Below are 16,548 nucleotides of genomic sequence, written 5' to 3'. Positions count from 1 at the left end.
CCTGATCTCTCCCCGTAGGATCTGAGTATTGGGGTGTAACTAATATCACATGTTGCACCCTATGACTCGTTTGCCAATAACAGGGTCTGCTGAAGCGATCGCTCAACAGAAGGCCCAAAAACTACTTAAAATTTATGGCTCCGGACGCAAGACCTTCAGCACCGCCAAACTGGTCAATGGTCACCTGCACCTGCGATCGCCCAACTTAGAAGGAGTGATTCTTCGCAATGCTTACCTTGCGGATATTGGATTGATGGGGAGCAACTTAGCCCAGACCATCCTGGATGGGAGTAATCTTTGTCGTGCTGACTTGAGTGAAACCAATTTGATGCAAGCCAGCTTAGTTCGAACCAATTTGAGCAAGGCCAATCTCAACCGCGCTAATTTACGCGAAGCCTGCCTACAGGATGCCGATCTCACCGATGCATCCCTGAGAGGTGCCGATCTCAGCTACGCCAATTTAGAAGGGGCGATTCTTGACATCGAGACACTAAACACTGCCAATCTCTACCAAGCTATCTTGCCTGACGGATCCGTTCATCCCTAAGCTTCTAACCTGAAGCTGAGCTTGGGGTTATTTAGGCATCAGGGAGTGTTGAAGGGGGTGTGATAGGTAATTGGATAGTGAAGGTGGTTCCAATGCCTTCTTGGCTCTTAAAACGCACTTGCCCTTGGTGATGAGCAACACATTGTTTGAGAATGGCTAGCCCTAAGCCGGTGCCGCGGATGGTGCTGACATTGCTGGCGCGGTGAAAAAGCTCGAATAATCGAGGTTGATCTTCTTTAGGGATGCCAATACCTTCATCTTGAATTTCGATCAGAGCAACACCATTTTGACAGTGGAGCCGCAGTTTTACGGTGCTGTGGGAGCGAGAATATTTGATAGCATTGGACAGTAAGTTTGTCAGGATCGATCGCATCAAAGCTGGGTCTAGAAAAGCTTGCTCACAGCCTAATAAACATTCAAATTCAATCGTATGATTAATGCCCAACCCCATACGCATTTCTTCAACAATTTCGCGACAAAAGTAATTGAGATTGACCATCATAGGGTTAAACTCAAGCCGCCCAGCCTCGGCTTTGCCTAGGGTTAGCACGTCTTCTAATAACTGTGTCATGGTGCTGATGGCTGACCGAATGCGATGGTAATACTCCTCCTTTTTTTCCTCTGTAACTTGATGCCCATATTTCTCTAGCAATTCTGTAGAGGTACGGATGATAGTGAGGGGGGTGCGCAGTTCATGGGACACCATAGACACAAAGCGGGACTTGAGTTCATTCGTCTCTTTTTCTGCTTTCAAAGCATGGCGGATTTCATCTTCGATCCGTTTACTTTTGATGATCATTTGCTCGCGGGTGCGAATGCTTTCTACCATGCTTTGCAAAACCTGAGCCAAGCGATCCATTTCATCTGGAAAGGTGTGCAGGTGCGATCGCGATAGTTGCACACCGTAGTCCCCAGCTCCAATTTTCTCTGCTGATTCGGTGAACTCAACTAAGTTGCGCGTTAAGATACCTGACAACGTATAGATCAGGATAAACAAAACGCCATAGGTAATGCCAAAGGACACCAGTACCCGGTTGCGAATAGCTTGCTGTACCTGAAATACATAATCGGCTTCAATGTCTAACCCCAGACCTGCAACGACATCGCCATTGGCATCTCGTAGAGGGGCATAGGCTGAGATCCAAGCACCCCAATCATCGGTATAAATCTCATCTTCCCGTCTAATCCGCTCATCTAAAATGGCCCAGCGAGGGGTACCCGGGTTTTCAACGGCTAGAAAATGGGCCGCTTTCTCAGGATCTCGAATGGCCCATAGATCTACTAAAAACACCATTTCTAGGCGCTGAGGATTATCGGAATTGAGCCCAGTCCAATGGGTTTCCCCTTCACGGCGAATGACGTAGGAATAAAGCCAAGCTCTGGGTTCAATGCTCTGAACCGTTTCAAACCATTTCAGTTGATTGTGGTAGCGTGGGTCATCCGAAAAGCCTTCAGCATTGGGCTGCCCTTCGGTATACAACGCCATTAATTCTTCAACATCAACACCTTGGGCTGCGCCGTTTAGCGTGGCTTCCATATCAGCCTGAAGGCGACTGAGGGTTTTTTCGGTTGTGAATTGGTAAAACCAGTAGAAGGTTCCAGCAAATACGATGCTAAACACCATGCTGAAGCCAATCAGGAGCTTAGTGCGTAGGCTAACAGGCTTGATAAAGCGCAGAGATGACTTGTGGGATGAAGCAGGGGTTGAGATGTGGAGAGGTTGCCGGTTTGTGCTAGCGCTTAGGTTAGGAGGAGGATTAATCAGCGTCATGGGAGGATGAATCTATACCGCACAGGATACCCAAGTGATTGGGGGGTGGCAGCGATCGCCTGTCATCAGAACATCTTAGGGGCTTCATGGAGAGATGAAGTTCATGATCCATGGGCGGCTTGTCAGGTTAAGACTAGCCCAAGACAGTTACGACGTCATAGCTGGGATGATGGCAGGGATGCAAAGCGCAATACCGTGCAAGATGGCTCACTTGAAAACCAAAATACTGAGTAACGGCGTCCTTGTTCACAGGGAGAGTTCACAGGGAGAACTATTTCATCTATACAAGTAAATGAGAGGTAGATCCGAACCGTTTTGTGATCATCAAGATGTTGCTACCGATGCCTCGGTTACATCTTATACTCTTGAATCATACAGGCATACTGAGCCGGGCACACTAAACCAGGCCGATGACATGGTGGCCACTGCCATGGTTAGCGATGATTCATAGAAGATGCCAAAAAGTCCCTAGATGATTCTGATTGAACCAGGAGTGGATATATCCCCCTTGGCTTAGTACTGAAGGGATAATTGCTGCAAGAAACACCCTAGATATCCCGATTATGCACTATTGTTGCAATTCTCGTCCGTGGTTTGAGGGGCATCTAGGGGGAGCTGATAACCTATGGTAGCGATCGCTGCATGGGGCCTAAATACCGTGTGAGGTAGGGAGAAAACACCTCATAGATCAGGGTGAGGGGTTGTCCGTGATGCCAAAACAGATAGTGTCGTCCCCAGAAGGGGCCTGCTTGCTGAAATTCTTGTTCTAGAACGTCGGAATAGCCGCAGTAAATGCCTTGAACATCCCGGTAGAGTTCGGTGCGTAGGCGGGCGAGGCTAGCCCAAATAGGCAGCGATCGATTTTGTAAATACTCATCAACATGGCTGGCTTCCCACCAGGAGGTGGCATAGGCAAGCCGTTGTCCAGAAGCGGTGCGTAGCCACACTTGGCGGCGCAGGCGGGGGCCCGGAATCACGTCAATCACGTTAGGAGCTTGGTCGCGATCGCAGCCGATCAGCGACATATCAATCACATCGACGTCCGTCCGTTCGCCGGTGAGCAGTTGAAGGTGGCGGGTGGGGGAGCCATCCCCGAGCATGAGAATTTGCCAGGTTGGGGCCAGTTGATTATGGGGCAAGCCTTGCTGAACCACCTCTTCCCCTCCTTGCCAAATGGGCTGCAGGGCATACCAAGGCGGTGATGCTACGGTGCTTTTTACAGATTCAAAAGCTGATGTCAAGGGATTTACAAAAATTTACGTCATTGCCTCGATCATAGTATGAATTTCCAAGGCCGGCAGGGGTCGCTTAGGGCGAAGACTTGGGGGCATTCGAGAGCATTGATAGGGGTGTTGATAGGGGAGGTGGGGTGAGAGGTTGGAGCAGGCCCGCTTGCTGGCGGGCGATCGCCCGTTCGAGACTTGCCTCAAAGTTCACCACCGCATCCTGCCAGGTATATTGGATCGCCCGCTCATGGGCCCGCTCAGACATAGCTCGCCACTGGGTATCTGGCATTTGAGCGATCGCTACGATCGCATCGGCTAGGGCCTGAGGGTCATCAAACGGAATTAATTCTCCAGTACCCTGCTGCAAGAGTTCGGGAGCAGCGCCCGCCGCTGTGCCAATCACCGGTGTTCGGCAGGCCATGGCTTCCAAAATCGGCAGGCCAAACCCTTCAATCTTGCTGGTAAACAACCAAGCATCACAGCTTGCGTAAATGGTTCTCAGCTCTGCTTGGCTGGGTTTATGGAAAAAGGTGCAGCCGGCCAGCATGGCATCGCTGGGTTGAAACATGCTGAACACCAAAAATTTAAGATTAGGGATCACCCGTCGCGCTCGCTGAACGCCTTCATAGGCAAAATCACAGCCTTTCCAAGTTGCCCGAGAAAACATCATGCCCACGGTGGGAACGGCTTGCTTGCCCCGAGGTTGGGCATAAAACTGCTGACCATCCACCGCATTGGGGACGAGGGAAACCTCTGGATCGCCATAGTCTTTTTGAGCAACGTCTACAAGCCATTGGGCAATGGTGATCTTATGCATGGGTAGGGCCCAGGTTGCTTTCACCCGTTCCACGGGCAAATAGTCATGGATTTCGTAGTGCTGCAGGAAGTAAACTTTGGTGCCTTTGGCCTCGGGCATCGCCGCTACCCACTCGGCTGTTTCCCACCAAGTGGCGATGATCACGTCGGCCTCGGGCACATCGGCGGCAACAATGGGGCGCGATCGCTCAATGACCTGGTGAGGTACATCAAGATCATCGAAATGGGACATTTTCTTGGCGGTCGGTATCCATCCCTTGCCGGTCAACACAGAACGAATCTGCTGCCGCAATCGGGGGCGGGGGGCAGGTGTGGAAACGACGGTGACCTTATGGCCACGCTGTTGCAGCAGATCAGCATAAATGGACGCCACCCGAATTCCTCCAGTCATGTCAACGGGGGGCAGAACAAAAGTAACCTTCATAACACTGGTTTAAGGATAAAGATCTGAGTGGGCGATGGTCTTGGTGACCATGGGCAGCAGGATAGTGCTGATCCAGTTGATGACCTCGGATGGGGTGCTCTTCACAAAGGACCTGATCTGAGTCATCGTTCGTTTTAGGATAGCTAAACAGGGACTGGTCTGCGTAGAGCTTTCCAGGCGTTATCCATCCAGCTTATGGAAGCTATCCGCCTATATAGATGCAACTGTCCACGATGTATAACCACGAAGTATAGCCCTAAGTCCTGGGTGAGGACATCCAGAAACCCTGACTGGAAATGGGCAAACGTTTGCCCATTCGATCTAGGTTAGGTCTCAACCAGACTAACTACGGCTAAAGGGTTCATGATTGGGCTTGAAGGTGCTGTGCTGTGGATGAGAGGCTGATCAGCCGGACTTAGACTTAGGCAAATACGCTATCCCAGGGTAGACCTAGTCCTAAGAAAGTGCGCACTGCTAATACACTTCCTAGGAGGACGACCAGAAGCCCGGTGAAGATAGCATCTTGCCTCAGACAGGAGAGTTTTTCTCGGTATAGCCCCAGGGCGATCGCAATATAAAAGGGCAGTTCGCTTAAGGCTACGGCCAGCACTGCACCGAAGGGAGCTATCTCTTCCGGCAAGATCATGATGGATCCAGGGATACCCACGACGATGACTAAGAAGCTAAAAAAGTTCCCATAGGCGTTATAGCGGGGTTGACCTACGGCAAAGAGACAGGGATTGAGGGTATCGGCCATCAGGTTGGGCCATAGCCCCAGCGCCACGATAGACAAAATCCAGCCGGCACTTTCGAAGTTTTCGTTATACAAAAAGTCGATAATGATATCGCCGCCGCTCGCTAGGATGACCACCACCAGCATCAGCCCTGCTAGGGCTGCCTGGCGAGACCTCATAATTTTCTGGCGCAGTTCTGAACGGGGGGTGTCGGAAATTTTAGACATCACCGGAAACAACACTTTGGTGTAAACCTTTTGGTTAATTTGCCGGGGTAGGTCGCCAAGGGTAAAGGCAATGCTGTAGATGCCTAGAAACTCTAATGAGAGGAATTTACCTAGCAGGAGACGGTCAGACTGGGTGGAGAGGAACATCATGGCGGTGGATAGAAAAATCCATTTGCCAAAGGAAATAATCTCTTTGATGGCGTCTTTATCCCACTTCAGACGACTGGGTGTGACTTGGGGTAGGAGGGTGTGGCTAATGATTAATCGCAGACTCCAAGCCACCAGCGATCCACCGGCTAAAGCCCAAACGGTGGGATCAAACCATGCCCAAATTACCGTGACGGCAGTACCGATTAACTGAGTACTAATTTCAAAGAGCGCCAGTTTCCCCATGGCGACCTCTCGGCTGAGAGTGTAGTTGGCCATGGATTCTAGACCGCCTAGGACCATGGTGAAGCCAATCACCGGAACTAACCAGAGCAGGCGAGGTTCTTCATAGAGCGCTGCCACGGGCCAAGCGATGATCAAACAGCATAGCCATAGACCCACACCCCGAATGATTTGGGCTGTCCAGGCGGTGTTGAGGAAGTCGGGTTCGTTACCGCGTCGGTTTTGGATGACACTGGGGCCAATCCCAATATCTGAGAAGAGGGTGAGTCCGCCGATGAAGGTGTAGACCAGCGCCATTAAGCCAAAGAATTCGGGGAGCAGCAAACGGGTGAGAATTAGGTTGCTAGCTAGCCGAATGCCTTGGCTGAAGCCATAGGCGGCGAAGGTCCAAATGGCACCTTTGAGGGCTAGGGATTTGAGGGAGGGCATAGTAGTTAGGAAAAAAGGGTGAATGATGGTGGCTGGAAGGACGGGTGTTGCCCAGGAGTAGCCGAAGCTTGAGGGGGAGCGATCGCCTTGGGGATGCTACTTGGGTTTGGCGAAAAGCTGGGTGAGCTTATGGGCTTCCGTATGGGCATTGTGCTGCACTTGGACGCGTTGGGCACCAGCGTCGCCTAGGCGGGTGAGGTCTTCGGGGGATGTGTGTAAGACAGTGTTTAAGGTGTCCGTGAGGGCATCCACGGAGCCAGGTGGAATCAGCCAGCCGCAGACGCCGGGCTCAATTAGCTCAGGAATGCCGGCCACGTAGGTGCTGAGTACTGGGCGGTGGAGGGCGAGGGCCTCCATGATCACGACGGGTAGCCCTTCGGCAAAGCTCGGCAAAATGAAGGCGCGGCTGTTCAAAATATGGTGCTGTACCTCGGCGCTGCTGGCCCATCCCGTAATGGTGATGTGGGACTGGAGCTGGTAATCCTGGATCTTGGCTTCAAGTTGCGATCGCAGCTCCCCGTCTCCCACAAGCGTGAGGTGAAACTCTTGCCCGGCTTGAGCCAGACGGTGGACAGCTTCTAGCAGCAGCAGGTGCCCTTTTTGTTCGCTCAGCCGCGCCACGCAGACAAGATTGGGAGCGGCGGGAATAGGCGTGGTGGCTGGGTTCAAGAAGTAATCGTCTACGCCACAATGAATAATGTGAATTTTTGCCCAGTCTTCTGCCGAACACCAGCGATAGAGCTGACTACGGCCGTAGGAGCTGATGGCTACCACAAAAGCAGCCCGGCGAATTTTTTCTGGGAGGGCGATCGCCTTTACCTTGTCAAACTCCTCAGGGCCATGGACGGTAAAACTATAGGGTGGCCCACCTAGGGCATGGCAGAGCATGGCAACGGTGGTGGAATTGGTGCCGAAATGGGAATGAACATGGGTGACCGGGGTACGCGCCAATTTGCCCAGCAGCACGCAGGCTTCCGCCAAATAGATGATGTGCAGCAGCAGACCTCGCTCAGAGTTCCAGCCCACCTGCACTGCTAGCCGCAGGGCGCTTAACCACTTCGTGGGTCGAGATAGGGCCACCTTGCCCATGGCCAGCATCAAGCCGACCAGCCCTACCTGAAGAATCACCTCAGTTTTTTGGAGTTCAGCTTTATCTGTTTCATCAACTAGCTCGTCGCTGCGCGATCGGACTGAAAACCTGTATACGCTGATACCGCAGGCTTCAACTCCCTGAATTTCGCGGCGAATAAAACTATGGCTAACCTTAGGATATTGATTGATAAGATAGGCGATCGCCATCGACATCACGAGCATAGTTCATGAACTCAGTAGACAATTCAGCAGACACTATCGACAGATACTATCGATATTTAAGGGATGCAGAGCTAGGTGTGCAATCTGATGGAAGGGATGGTCTATCAACAGATTGTCCGTATTTCCCACGTCCTGCAAACTGGCGTGGGAGCAAATGTAAGCTCTCGTGGGCAGGGTTCTCCCCATGATGGGGGATGACACTTGGGAAGCAGGATGGTAGATGCAAGGCTCATGCCAGGTTCAACGTAACACCGAGTGGTTAGAAACTGCCAGATTTGGGGTGCAAATCAGTTTCATAGTACCCAGGCTATCCTCGAACTGCTCAAGCATAGACTGAAGTTGGTCAGGCGCTGTTGAATCTACGGAGGTGCGATCGCTCCATCCAGTGCAATTCATGGTGTTGAGGTTTTCTAGGGGAATTCAAGGATGGCCCCTAGGTGACAGTACCCCCTTGGAAAGGTTACGGTAGGTGCGATCGCGATGGCGTGGCTAGTGCTATGACTGAGTTGAGCCTAGGCTTATGCAGTGCGGTTAACCTTCGATTCTCTTGGGCGAATCACAGGGGGAGATTATTTTAGAAACATAATTGCTATATAAAACGTTAGTAAAGATAGGGGCAATTCGCCGACGATCGATAGTGGTCTATGTAAAATACTGTTCACACCCATTCACCACTAAGCTTGCATTTAAACCTTATTGTTTAGGGACTATGGTCACGATCCACAAAGCAGCCTCTGGAGTCCCATGGCTTACCCAGACGCTCAATCAAGGAATGTTGGTTTTGATGGGACTGTCGGTGTGTTTGACTGCATCCCTCCTGATGGCAACAGCCGGTGTGGCCCAGGGTAGCGATCGCTTGCCTGAGCTGGAGCCAGATGGGTTAAAGAGGGATACAGCCCTAGACACATCCCCGGATCAAGTGCTGCCTGAGATGCCACCGTCTGATCTAGTACTGTCTAACGTGACAATGTCTGATCGAGTCACGTTGTCTGAGCTTCATCGTTCTGATCTCGACCTTGCTGAGGCAGATCTATCCAACACTCCTCCATCAGAGGGTGATCACGTAAGCGATCGCTTAGCCCAAGCAACATCCACCGCCCAAAGTAGCGATCGCCTGCCCTTGATCACCCCTAGTCCGTCTGAACCAGACGCGTCCCAACGGGTGCCCATCGAGACGGCCCCGTTCCCAACTCAGCCGGTTCAAGCAACCCCTTCTCAGGTATCGCCGGTGTCTCCATCCCCGGCCGTTGACCCGCGCTTTCCCTTTGTCAGAACAGACGATCGGAGCTTCCCTCTACCGCGCTCTTCCTCCTTTCCCTATATTTTGGGCACCGGCGATACGATCACTCTCAATATTTTCGATGTCCCGGAATTTAGCGACGAGCAATATATCATCGGCGTAGACGGCTCCATTAACTTGCCCTGGGTGGGGTCGGTTTACTTAGAAGGACAAACCATCTCTAGCGCTGGTGCCTACCTAGAGCAACTATATTCCCCCTTCATTCGTGAGCCGCTGATTGTTGTCTCCCTCGTGCAACCGCGTCCTCTGCGGATCAGTGTGGTGGGAGAAGTGACCCGACCAGGCTCCTACACCATTAGCCCAGATGCCGGTGCGACAACAGACTTGGGTGATGGCATCAGCCAGTGGGCCACCGCCATCAATGCCATTCAGCAGGCTGGCGGTATCACCCAGCTTGCCAATATCCGCAATATTGAAATTCGCCGAGGGCAAACCTTGCCCGGTGAGGAAAGCACCATTGAAGTGAACCTCTGGGAGTTTTTGCAGACGGGTAGCCTACCCCAAGACATTACCCTGCGGGATGGAGACACCGTTTTAGTACCTCGGGTGTCTGATATCAATCAAGAAGAACTTGGGGAAATTGCCACAGCCAATTTCTCACCATTGTTGATCAATACCTATGTGGTTGGAGAAGTCGAAACCCCCGGAGCCATAGAGTTGCCTCCCAATTCATCTCTCAACCAAGCTTTGCTGGCGGCTGGTGGACGGGTGAGCAACCGCGCCGGGCGGGTAGACCTCATCCGCGTTAATTTGGATGGAAGCGTTGAGCGGCGGCGGGTGTCTATTGACTTCTCTGATCCGGTCAATGAAGAGACCAATCCCTCCCTACGCAATAACGACATTGTGGTAGTGCGGCGCTCGACCTTGGCTGGAATTTTTGATGGCATCGAGTTTGTAACAGCCCCGATTCGCAACGTATTTGGTTTGCTTGATGGCGTTTTAGATGTGCGCGATCGTCTCGATACTAATGACAATAATGATCAGAATAACGACGATGACGATGATGATGACGACGACGATGATGATCCGTTCGATCCGGATGATCCAGATAATCCAGATCCAGGTGAACCCTTTCCAGATGTTGGATTATAAGTATGGTTGATGATCAGCTTAGGGATCAGGGGTAGGGTAGATTTTTGTTGAGGCCTTGTTTAGGTATTGTTCAAACTCAGGGTGCGATGTGAGACAAGTAGGGTGCAATCCATCATGATCAATGGTGGATAGGGTGATTTCTAGTCTTAACCGATGAGAGGTTGAATGCTTCTTATTTGAAGAATTGAGGGACAGGTTGGAAGGTCAAACTGTAAATTGCTAGCATTCATATGTAGCCTAGGGTAGCGATCGCCCGTGATGACTTCAACTGCTAGCAGTGATCGACCACCACCTTCATGTTTATCTCGTGTTGACCTTGCAATTTTAATAGCCCATTATGCAGCAGTCCCCAGCGGGTTACGACGATCTAAATACTGACGCTCCCCAGGGCGGGTTGAAGCTTGGCCCCTACATTCGGATGCTCAAGCGCAATCTCTGGATTGTGGTCGGAACAACTCTTTTGTTAGGGGGGGCTGCGTTTGTTAAAAGTACCTCCTCGGTTCCCACCTACCAAGCAGGGTTTCGGCTGTTGGTGGAGCCAGTGACGGCGGAAGCTCGATTAGTCGATCCATCGGCCTTAACGCGGAATGGTGGTGGAATTAACCGGGCCCAAGAAATTGACTACCCCACCCAGCTTGAAATTTTGAAAAGCCCGGCGATGCTGTGGCCCATCTATGAGCAGGTGAGCGAGACGTTTCCAGAGTTTGCCTATATCCAGCTCCAGAATGACCTCTTGGTGGAGCGATCGCCCCAAACCAAGATCATTGAAGTAACCTTCCTCGGCAATGATCCTGATTTGGTGCAGACGGTACTGGATGCAACCTCGGCCAAGTATCTACAATATAGTTTGCAAGAACGGAAAACTCGCATTGGTGAAGGGCTTAACTTCATTGAGGATCAACTCCCTACCCTAGAAGAGCGTGCTAGCGAGCTGCAAGATCGGCTGCAAGATCTCCAGCAGCGCTTCTTTGTGAATGATCCTGAAGACGAAAGTGCTCAGCTCACGGAACAATTGCGGGGGATTGTGTCTCAGCAAGTGGAAACGAGTCAGGCGTTGCGGGAGCAGCGTGAATACTATGCGTCGTTACAGCAGCAGCTCAACCTCACACCCAATCAGGCGATCGCGGCTTCAACCTTAAGTGAAGAGCCAGGCTATCAGGCGCTGCTGACCCAGTTTCGCGAGCTAGAGGCCCAAATTGCCGTCGAGTCTGCCCGCTTTACGGAGGCCAGCCCAACCATTCAAGCGCTACGGGAGCAGCAAGATAATATTGCTAGCCTCATGAACTCAACGGCCCAAAGTATTATTGGCCCTGCCCTCGGCGGCGAGTCGAGTAATCCTGAAGTGCAGGCGTTTCAAAACAGTATCCGCCTGGGTTTGATTCAGCAGATGGTTGATACGTCCAACCTGATTGAACTGTTGGAAGTGCGGCAGGATGAGCTAGGGCGTTTGCGGGCAGCGGCGGAGGATCGGGTGCAAGATTTTCCAGCGATCGCCCGCGAGTACAACGAAATTCAGCGAGAATTGGACATCACCACGCAAGCACTGGATCAACTGCTCGCGCAACGGGAGACTCTAAGCCTAGAAGCTGCTCAGAGCGCTGTACCTTGGGAAGTGCTGTCTGCGCCGCAAATCCCCTTAGATGAAAACGGCGAGCCCATGCCGGAGTCATCCAGTCCGATCGTTTTGCTGGCGGGTATTATGGGCGGAGCAATGTTGGGGGCTGCCTTAGCCTTGTTGCTTGAAAAGTATCGCGATATCTACCACGATGTCGAAGATATCGAAGATGCGATGCCTGCTCCGATCCTGTCCGTGGTGCCTCCTTGCCCCTTTGCCAATCAAGTCCTGTTCTATTCGCCGGAATCGTCTACCCTACGACCCGCCGAGCAAAGCTCAATCGTGGCGTTTCAGGAAGCCTTTAGCGAATTGTTTGCCGGACTGCGGTTTCAAAAGAGCGGCACTATTCAATCTCTAGCAGTTTGTTCCGCCATGATGGGCGATGGCACGTCAACGATTGCGGCGAATTTAGCCCAAACTTTAGCATCGTCTGGAAAACGGGTGCTGTTGGTCGATGCTAATTTCCGGGATCCAAGGCTGCATGAGTTTTTTGATCTGCCCAATGATAAGGGCCTAGGCGATCTCCTCAAGTCATCTCTTGAGCCAGAAGCGGTGATCCGATCGGCACCAACGGCGGAGTATCTTTCTGTCTTAACAGCTGGCAGCAGCATGGTGGATGCGCCTAAACTGTTAGGGTCGCCTAGGATGGAATCTGTCAGCGATCGCTTAGCCGAGATGTTTGACGTGGTGATTTACGACGCTCCGCCCCTGCGCGACTACATGGACACAGTCTTCTTGTCCGACCATGTGGATGGCGTGCTGATGGCGGTGGCCCTGCGTCGCACCAAGCAATCGGCGGTGAACATTGCCCTAGAAAAATTGCAGGAATATTCCATATCCCTGGTGGGTGTGGTGGCCAACTCGCCCCTCAATCGCCATCGGCCGATGCAGCAAAGCTCTACAAGAGTGACGGCGGAAGAACCCCTTTGGATGAAAACCGGCGTTTCTGGCTCAGAAGCTGGGGGGCTGTCGATCCAGTCTAGTGAGGGCAAGCCGGTGCCCCATGAGTCTTAGTTGATGGAGTATTCAAGTGAGTTCTCAGGCGATCTAGGGCGATCGCCGCTGTAGCCATCGGTTGAACCAGCCCATGATATTAAGATCTCGCCGTAGCTGCTCTAGTTCTTGGCGATGCTGGCTAGCCAACGCCTGATAATCCTGGGCCTGGATATGCTGCACCTCTCGGTAGAGCGCTTCTTGATAAAACTCGTGGGTGGTTTGGTAGAGCTGGAAGACCTCGATCGCTTCAGGATGGGCGTCAGGTTGGGGAATCACCCAATGGAACGGCTGGGAGGACATATCGCGTTAGGGATGCTACAGCAGGGATTGGGGGAAGGCGATCGCCCCTTGGGCGAGATGAGGGCAGATCGGATACCATTGAACAACTGAATTCTAGGCCTGAGGTCTAGACCTGAATCTCAATCCTGAATCCCAGTATAAACGGGACGATCTTTTCCAAATGCTGCAATCCTTACCGATTGCAGCTCGGCCAGGCAGAACGCTAAAGGAAACCGTATGCCTCGCAAACGTAACGCCCCATCCAAATCCCCAGAAGCATTCCTCTCACCGGAGTCGGTGCAGATGGAGCTATCCACCGATCCTAGTTCTGCATCTGTGGAAGAGCCGTCTGTAGATGAGTCGTCTGTGGAAAAGCCATCTGTAGATGAGTCGCCTGTCGAGGTGGTCGATCGCTTTGATGGCTTGTCGGATGCTCTGCAAACCAGTCCCGACCTGTTTCCCAACGGTAAAACCACTACCCGCATGGCCTCGGCCCTGCCAATCTGGGAGGCCAGCAACATTCTTACCCAGCGGAAGGATTTGCCCTGGGGTGCCGATTCTAAGGGCAAACTTCGCTATGCTCGCAATGTGGAAAATGGCGAAGGGGCGGTGCATTTTTGGGTGACGGAGCAGATTGAAGACGAGTCACCCGCCACGCTGGCGGGGGCAGCAGCCCTAGCGGTGATTGATACCTTTGATATTCGCGCCGCCTGTATGCATTTGATCTATGCGGCCCACGCCACCCAGATCGATCGCCCCTGGGAGCAAGAGTTTGTGATCAGCGATCGCCAGATTGAAGAATATCTGGGGCTGAAAAAGCGCACGGATAAGAATAAACAGCAGAAATTAGCGCTGATTCAAGAAATTGCCAAACAGCCCTGTAAAATCACCACCTTTGTGTCATGGCCCACCCAAAGCCGTATGAAGGGCTTCACCATTGAAGAAGGGCGCTTGTGGCATCTGTTGGGGACGCGCTACCACTATCAGCAGGATTTGTTTGGCAACAAAGAACTCTCGGGCGTGACGTTTATTGTGCGGGCGGGGCTCTGGGCCCGCTATTTTCTCAACGAAGAAGGGCGACGCAATAAAAATGCCCTCTGTGAATACAGCACCTTGTCTAAATCCTCCCTGCGGGATGTGATGAGCGTTTGGCAGCATCGGGAAGGAGCGGCTCGCCTGATGGTCTGGCTGCTGTTTAAAACCCGGCTAGAGCGCCAGGAGCCGATGTCGGTGATGACGCTCATGGATGTGGCGTTTGGGACAGAGCGGATTGAGCAGGCGAAACAAGACAGCCAATCCCGCAAACGCTTTGCCAACCTATGGGATGAAACTCTGCATCTGCTGCAGGTTCGCGATTGGTGTATTCACTTTGATCCAGAAACCTATCCGCCAGAGCTACAGCCGTTAGGGTTGGGGCGATCGCGTCCGGGTCGGCCTCGGGGCTTTTTTGATCGTCTGCTGCAGGCCCAGCTTTGGATCACTCCCTTAGAAGACTGGCACGATAGCTCCATGACGGTGGATGAGGCAGACGAGCTTGCCTCTGTGGAACCCGAGCCGGAGCCGGAGCCGGAACCCGAACCGGATCTCACCGGTGGGCAAATTAAGGCTATGCGCTTGGGGCATGGCTGGAGCCAACGAAAACTGGCCGCCCTCACGGGGCTCAGCCAGGGATTAATCTCTCAGTTGGAAACTGGGGGGCGATCGCTCACCCCAGACAACCGCGAGGCTCTATCCCGAATTTTTGAGCTGAATGACCCCACAACTGCCCATATCGAAGACGTACTGCACGAGGATTAGATGACCTTGAGGTGCAGATAGGGGTGCATGATTAAGCTCTGACCTGTGCTGAAGATGTTCAGATCACCGCGTACAATGCAAGACTGCCTCATATATTGCACCGCCATGACGTGGGCTGTTGTCCAGGGGTGGGAGGTGGATGGCTTAGATTGCTAGGAGTATTAATGGTGACCAATCTAAAACGTGCCCTGATTACCGGAATTACTGGACAAGATGGGTCGTACCTCAGTGAGCTGCTGCTCGACAAAGGCTATGAGGTGCATGGCATTATCCGCCGCACGTCTACATTTAACACCGATCGCATTGATCATATTTACCAAGATCCCCACGATCAGCAGGCTCGTCTCTTCCTGCACTATGGCGATCTCACCGACGGCACCACCCTGCGCCGCATTCTTGAAGATGTGAAGCCGGTGGAGATCTACAACCTGGGAGCCCAATCCCATGTGCGCATTAGCTTTGACGCGCCGGAATATACGGTGGATTCCGTAGCGATGGGGACGCTGCGCCTCCTGGAAGCCATTCGCGACTATCAGCAGCGTACCGGCATTGAGGTGCGGTTTTACCAAGCGGGTTCATCGGAAATGTTTGGTCTGGTGCAGGAGGTGCCCCAGCGGGAAACCACGCCGTTCTATCCCCGCAGTCCCTATGCCTGCGCTAAGGTCTACGCCCATTGGCAAACTATCAACTATCGTGAGTCGTATCAGCTTTTTGCCTGCAATGGCATTTTGTTTAACCACGAGTCGCCTCGGCGGGGTGAAACCTTTGTCACCCGCAAGATCACCCGAGCGATCGCCCGCATTGTGGCTGGGCAGCAGTCCAAGCTGTATTTGGGAAACCTCGATGCCAAACGCGACTGGGGCTATGCCAAGGACTATGTGCAGGCCATGTGGCTGATGCTGCAGCAAGACAAGCCCGATGATTATGTGGTGGCGACGGGGGAAACCCATTCGGTGCGCGACTTCCTCAGCCTGGCCTTTCGCTATGTCAATCTCAACTGGGAAGATTATGTGGAATTTGACGATCGCTACCTGCGACCCTCGGAGGTGGATCTGTTAATGGGCGATCCGACCAAAGCCAAGCAGCAGCTAGGTTGGCAGCCGTCGGTTACCTTTAAGCAACTGGTGGCGATTATGGTGGATGCCGATCTGCAAGTGCTCGGGCTCACCAACAGTAACGCTCACAGTAACGCCAACGGCGATGCAGACTATGCCACCGTGCGGCGATCGCTCCAGGATCCCCTAGCCAACTAATTTTCAGCAGATTCCCAGACCTAGACTATGCCTAGACTATGACAACCCTTGATCTTCGCCAGAAACGCATTCTTGTGACCGGTGGTGCCGGTTTCCTCGGTCAGGCCGTAGTGGCCCAACTGATCGAGGCGGGAGCCACGGCTCAGCAGATCACCATTCCGCGATCGCGAGACTGTGATCTGCGCCAGTGGGAGGCTTGCCAACGCGCTGTTGATCGGCAGGATGTGGTGATCCACCTGGCCGCCCACGTCGGCGGCATTGGCCTCAACCGCGAAAAGCCCGCCGAGCTGTACTACGACAATTTAATGATGGGCACCCAGCTCATCCATGCCGCCTAT

At 52.7% G+C, this 16,548-nt stretch carries 12 protein-coding genes; 6 read left to right on the top strand and 6 right to left on the bottom strand.

The window, feature by feature from the left end; translation table 11 throughout:
• The first annotated feature begins 61 nt into the window (after positions 1-61).
• Positions 62-547: a pentapeptide repeat-containing protein gene (locus V6D20_19025; protein ID HEY9817874.1), complete on the top strand. Its 486-nt coding sequence runs from the start codon at positions 62-64 to the stop codon at positions 545-547.
• Positions 548-578: 31 nt separating this feature from the next.
• Here V6D20_19025 and V6D20_19020 read toward each other — a convergent pair whose 3' ends face one another.
• The 5 genes from V6D20_19020 to V6D20_19000 form a co-directional block, all read right to left on the bottom strand.
• Positions 579-2,318, bottom strand: a complete 1,740-nt coding sequence (locus V6D20_19020) for a HAMP domain-containing sensor histidine kinase (GenBank protein HEY9817873.1) — start codon at positions 2,316-2,318, stop codon at positions 579-581.
• A 623-nt stretch (positions 2,319-2,941) separates the two neighbouring features.
• A complete protein-coding gene (locus tag V6D20_19015) occupies positions 2,942-3,559 on the bottom strand; it encodes a chorismate lyase (GenBank protein ID HEY9817872.1) in 618 nt (205 codons plus the stop codon).
• A 67-nt stretch (positions 3,560-3,626) separates the two neighbouring features.
• A complete protein-coding gene (locus V6D20_19010; protein ID HEY9817871.1) occupies positions 3,627-4,784 on the bottom strand; it encodes a glycosyltransferase family 4 protein in 1,158 nt (385 codons plus the stop codon).
• 421 nt (positions 4,785-5,205) lie between these two features.
• Positions 5,206-6,564: an oligosaccharide flippase family protein gene (locus V6D20_19005; GenBank protein HEY9817870.1), complete on the bottom strand. Its 1,359-nt coding sequence runs from the start codon at positions 6,562-6,564 to the stop codon at positions 5,206-5,208.
• Between the two features lie 96 nt (positions 6,565-6,660).
• On the bottom strand, positions 6,661-7,878 hold the full coding sequence (locus tag V6D20_19000; protein ID HEY9817869.1) for a glycosyltransferase: 1,218 nt from the start codon (positions 7,876-7,878) through the stop codon (positions 6,661-6,663).
• A 709-nt stretch (positions 7,879-8,587) separates the two neighbouring features.
• On the opposite strand from V6D20_19000, the gene V6D20_18995 reads away from it, so the two are divergent.
• Both V6D20_18995 and V6D20_18990 read left to right on the top strand, forming a co-directional pair.
• Complete coding sequence (locus V6D20_18995; GenBank protein HEY9817868.1) at positions 8,588-10,270, top strand: SLBB domain-containing protein; 1,683 nt, start codon at positions 8,588-8,590, stop codon at positions 10,268-10,270.
• Between the two features lie 337 nt (positions 10,271-10,607).
• Positions 10,608-12,899, top strand: coding sequence for a hypothetical protein (locus tag V6D20_18990; protein HEY9817867.1), 2,292 nt, complete (start codon positions 10,608-10,610; stop codon positions 12,897-12,899).
• A gap of 33 nt (positions 12,900-12,932) precedes the next feature.
• Here the strand turns inward: V6D20_18990 and V6D20_18985 are convergent, their stop codons facing one another.
• Positions 12,933-13,181, bottom strand: coding sequence for a hypothetical protein (locus tag V6D20_18985; protein ID HEY9817866.1), 249 nt, complete (start codon positions 13,179-13,181; stop codon positions 12,933-12,935).
• A 216-nt stretch (positions 13,182-13,397) separates the two neighbouring features.
• On the opposite strand from V6D20_18985, the gene V6D20_18980 reads away from it, so the two are divergent.
• The 3 genes from V6D20_18980 to V6D20_18970 form a co-directional block, all read left to right on the top strand.
• Positions 13,398-14,957 (top strand): helix-turn-helix transcriptional regulator, encoded by a 1,560-nt coding sequence (locus V6D20_18980; protein HEY9817865.1) that lies wholly within the window; start codon positions 13,398-13,400, stop codon positions 14,955-14,957.
• A 164-nt stretch (positions 14,958-15,121) separates the two neighbouring features.
• Positions 15,122-16,210, top strand: coding sequence for a GDP-mannose 4,6-dehydratase (gene gmd / locus V6D20_18975; GenBank protein ID HEY9817864.1), 1,089 nt, complete (start codon positions 15,122-15,124; stop codon positions 16,208-16,210).
• Between the two features lie 38 nt (positions 16,211-16,248).
• Positions 16,249-16,548: NAD-dependent epimerase/dehydratase family protein (locus tag V6D20_18970; GenBank protein HEY9817863.1), on the top strand; the 300-nt coding region annotated here is incomplete at its 3' end.

This window comes from Candidatus Obscuribacterales bacterium (assembly GCA_036703605.1).
Classification (GTDB): domain Bacteria; phylum Cyanobacteriota; class Cyanobacteriia; order RECH01; family RECH01; genus RECH01.
The sequence above is the reverse complement of the archived record's forward strand: the minus strand, read 5'-3'. Positions and strand labels throughout refer to the sequence as shown.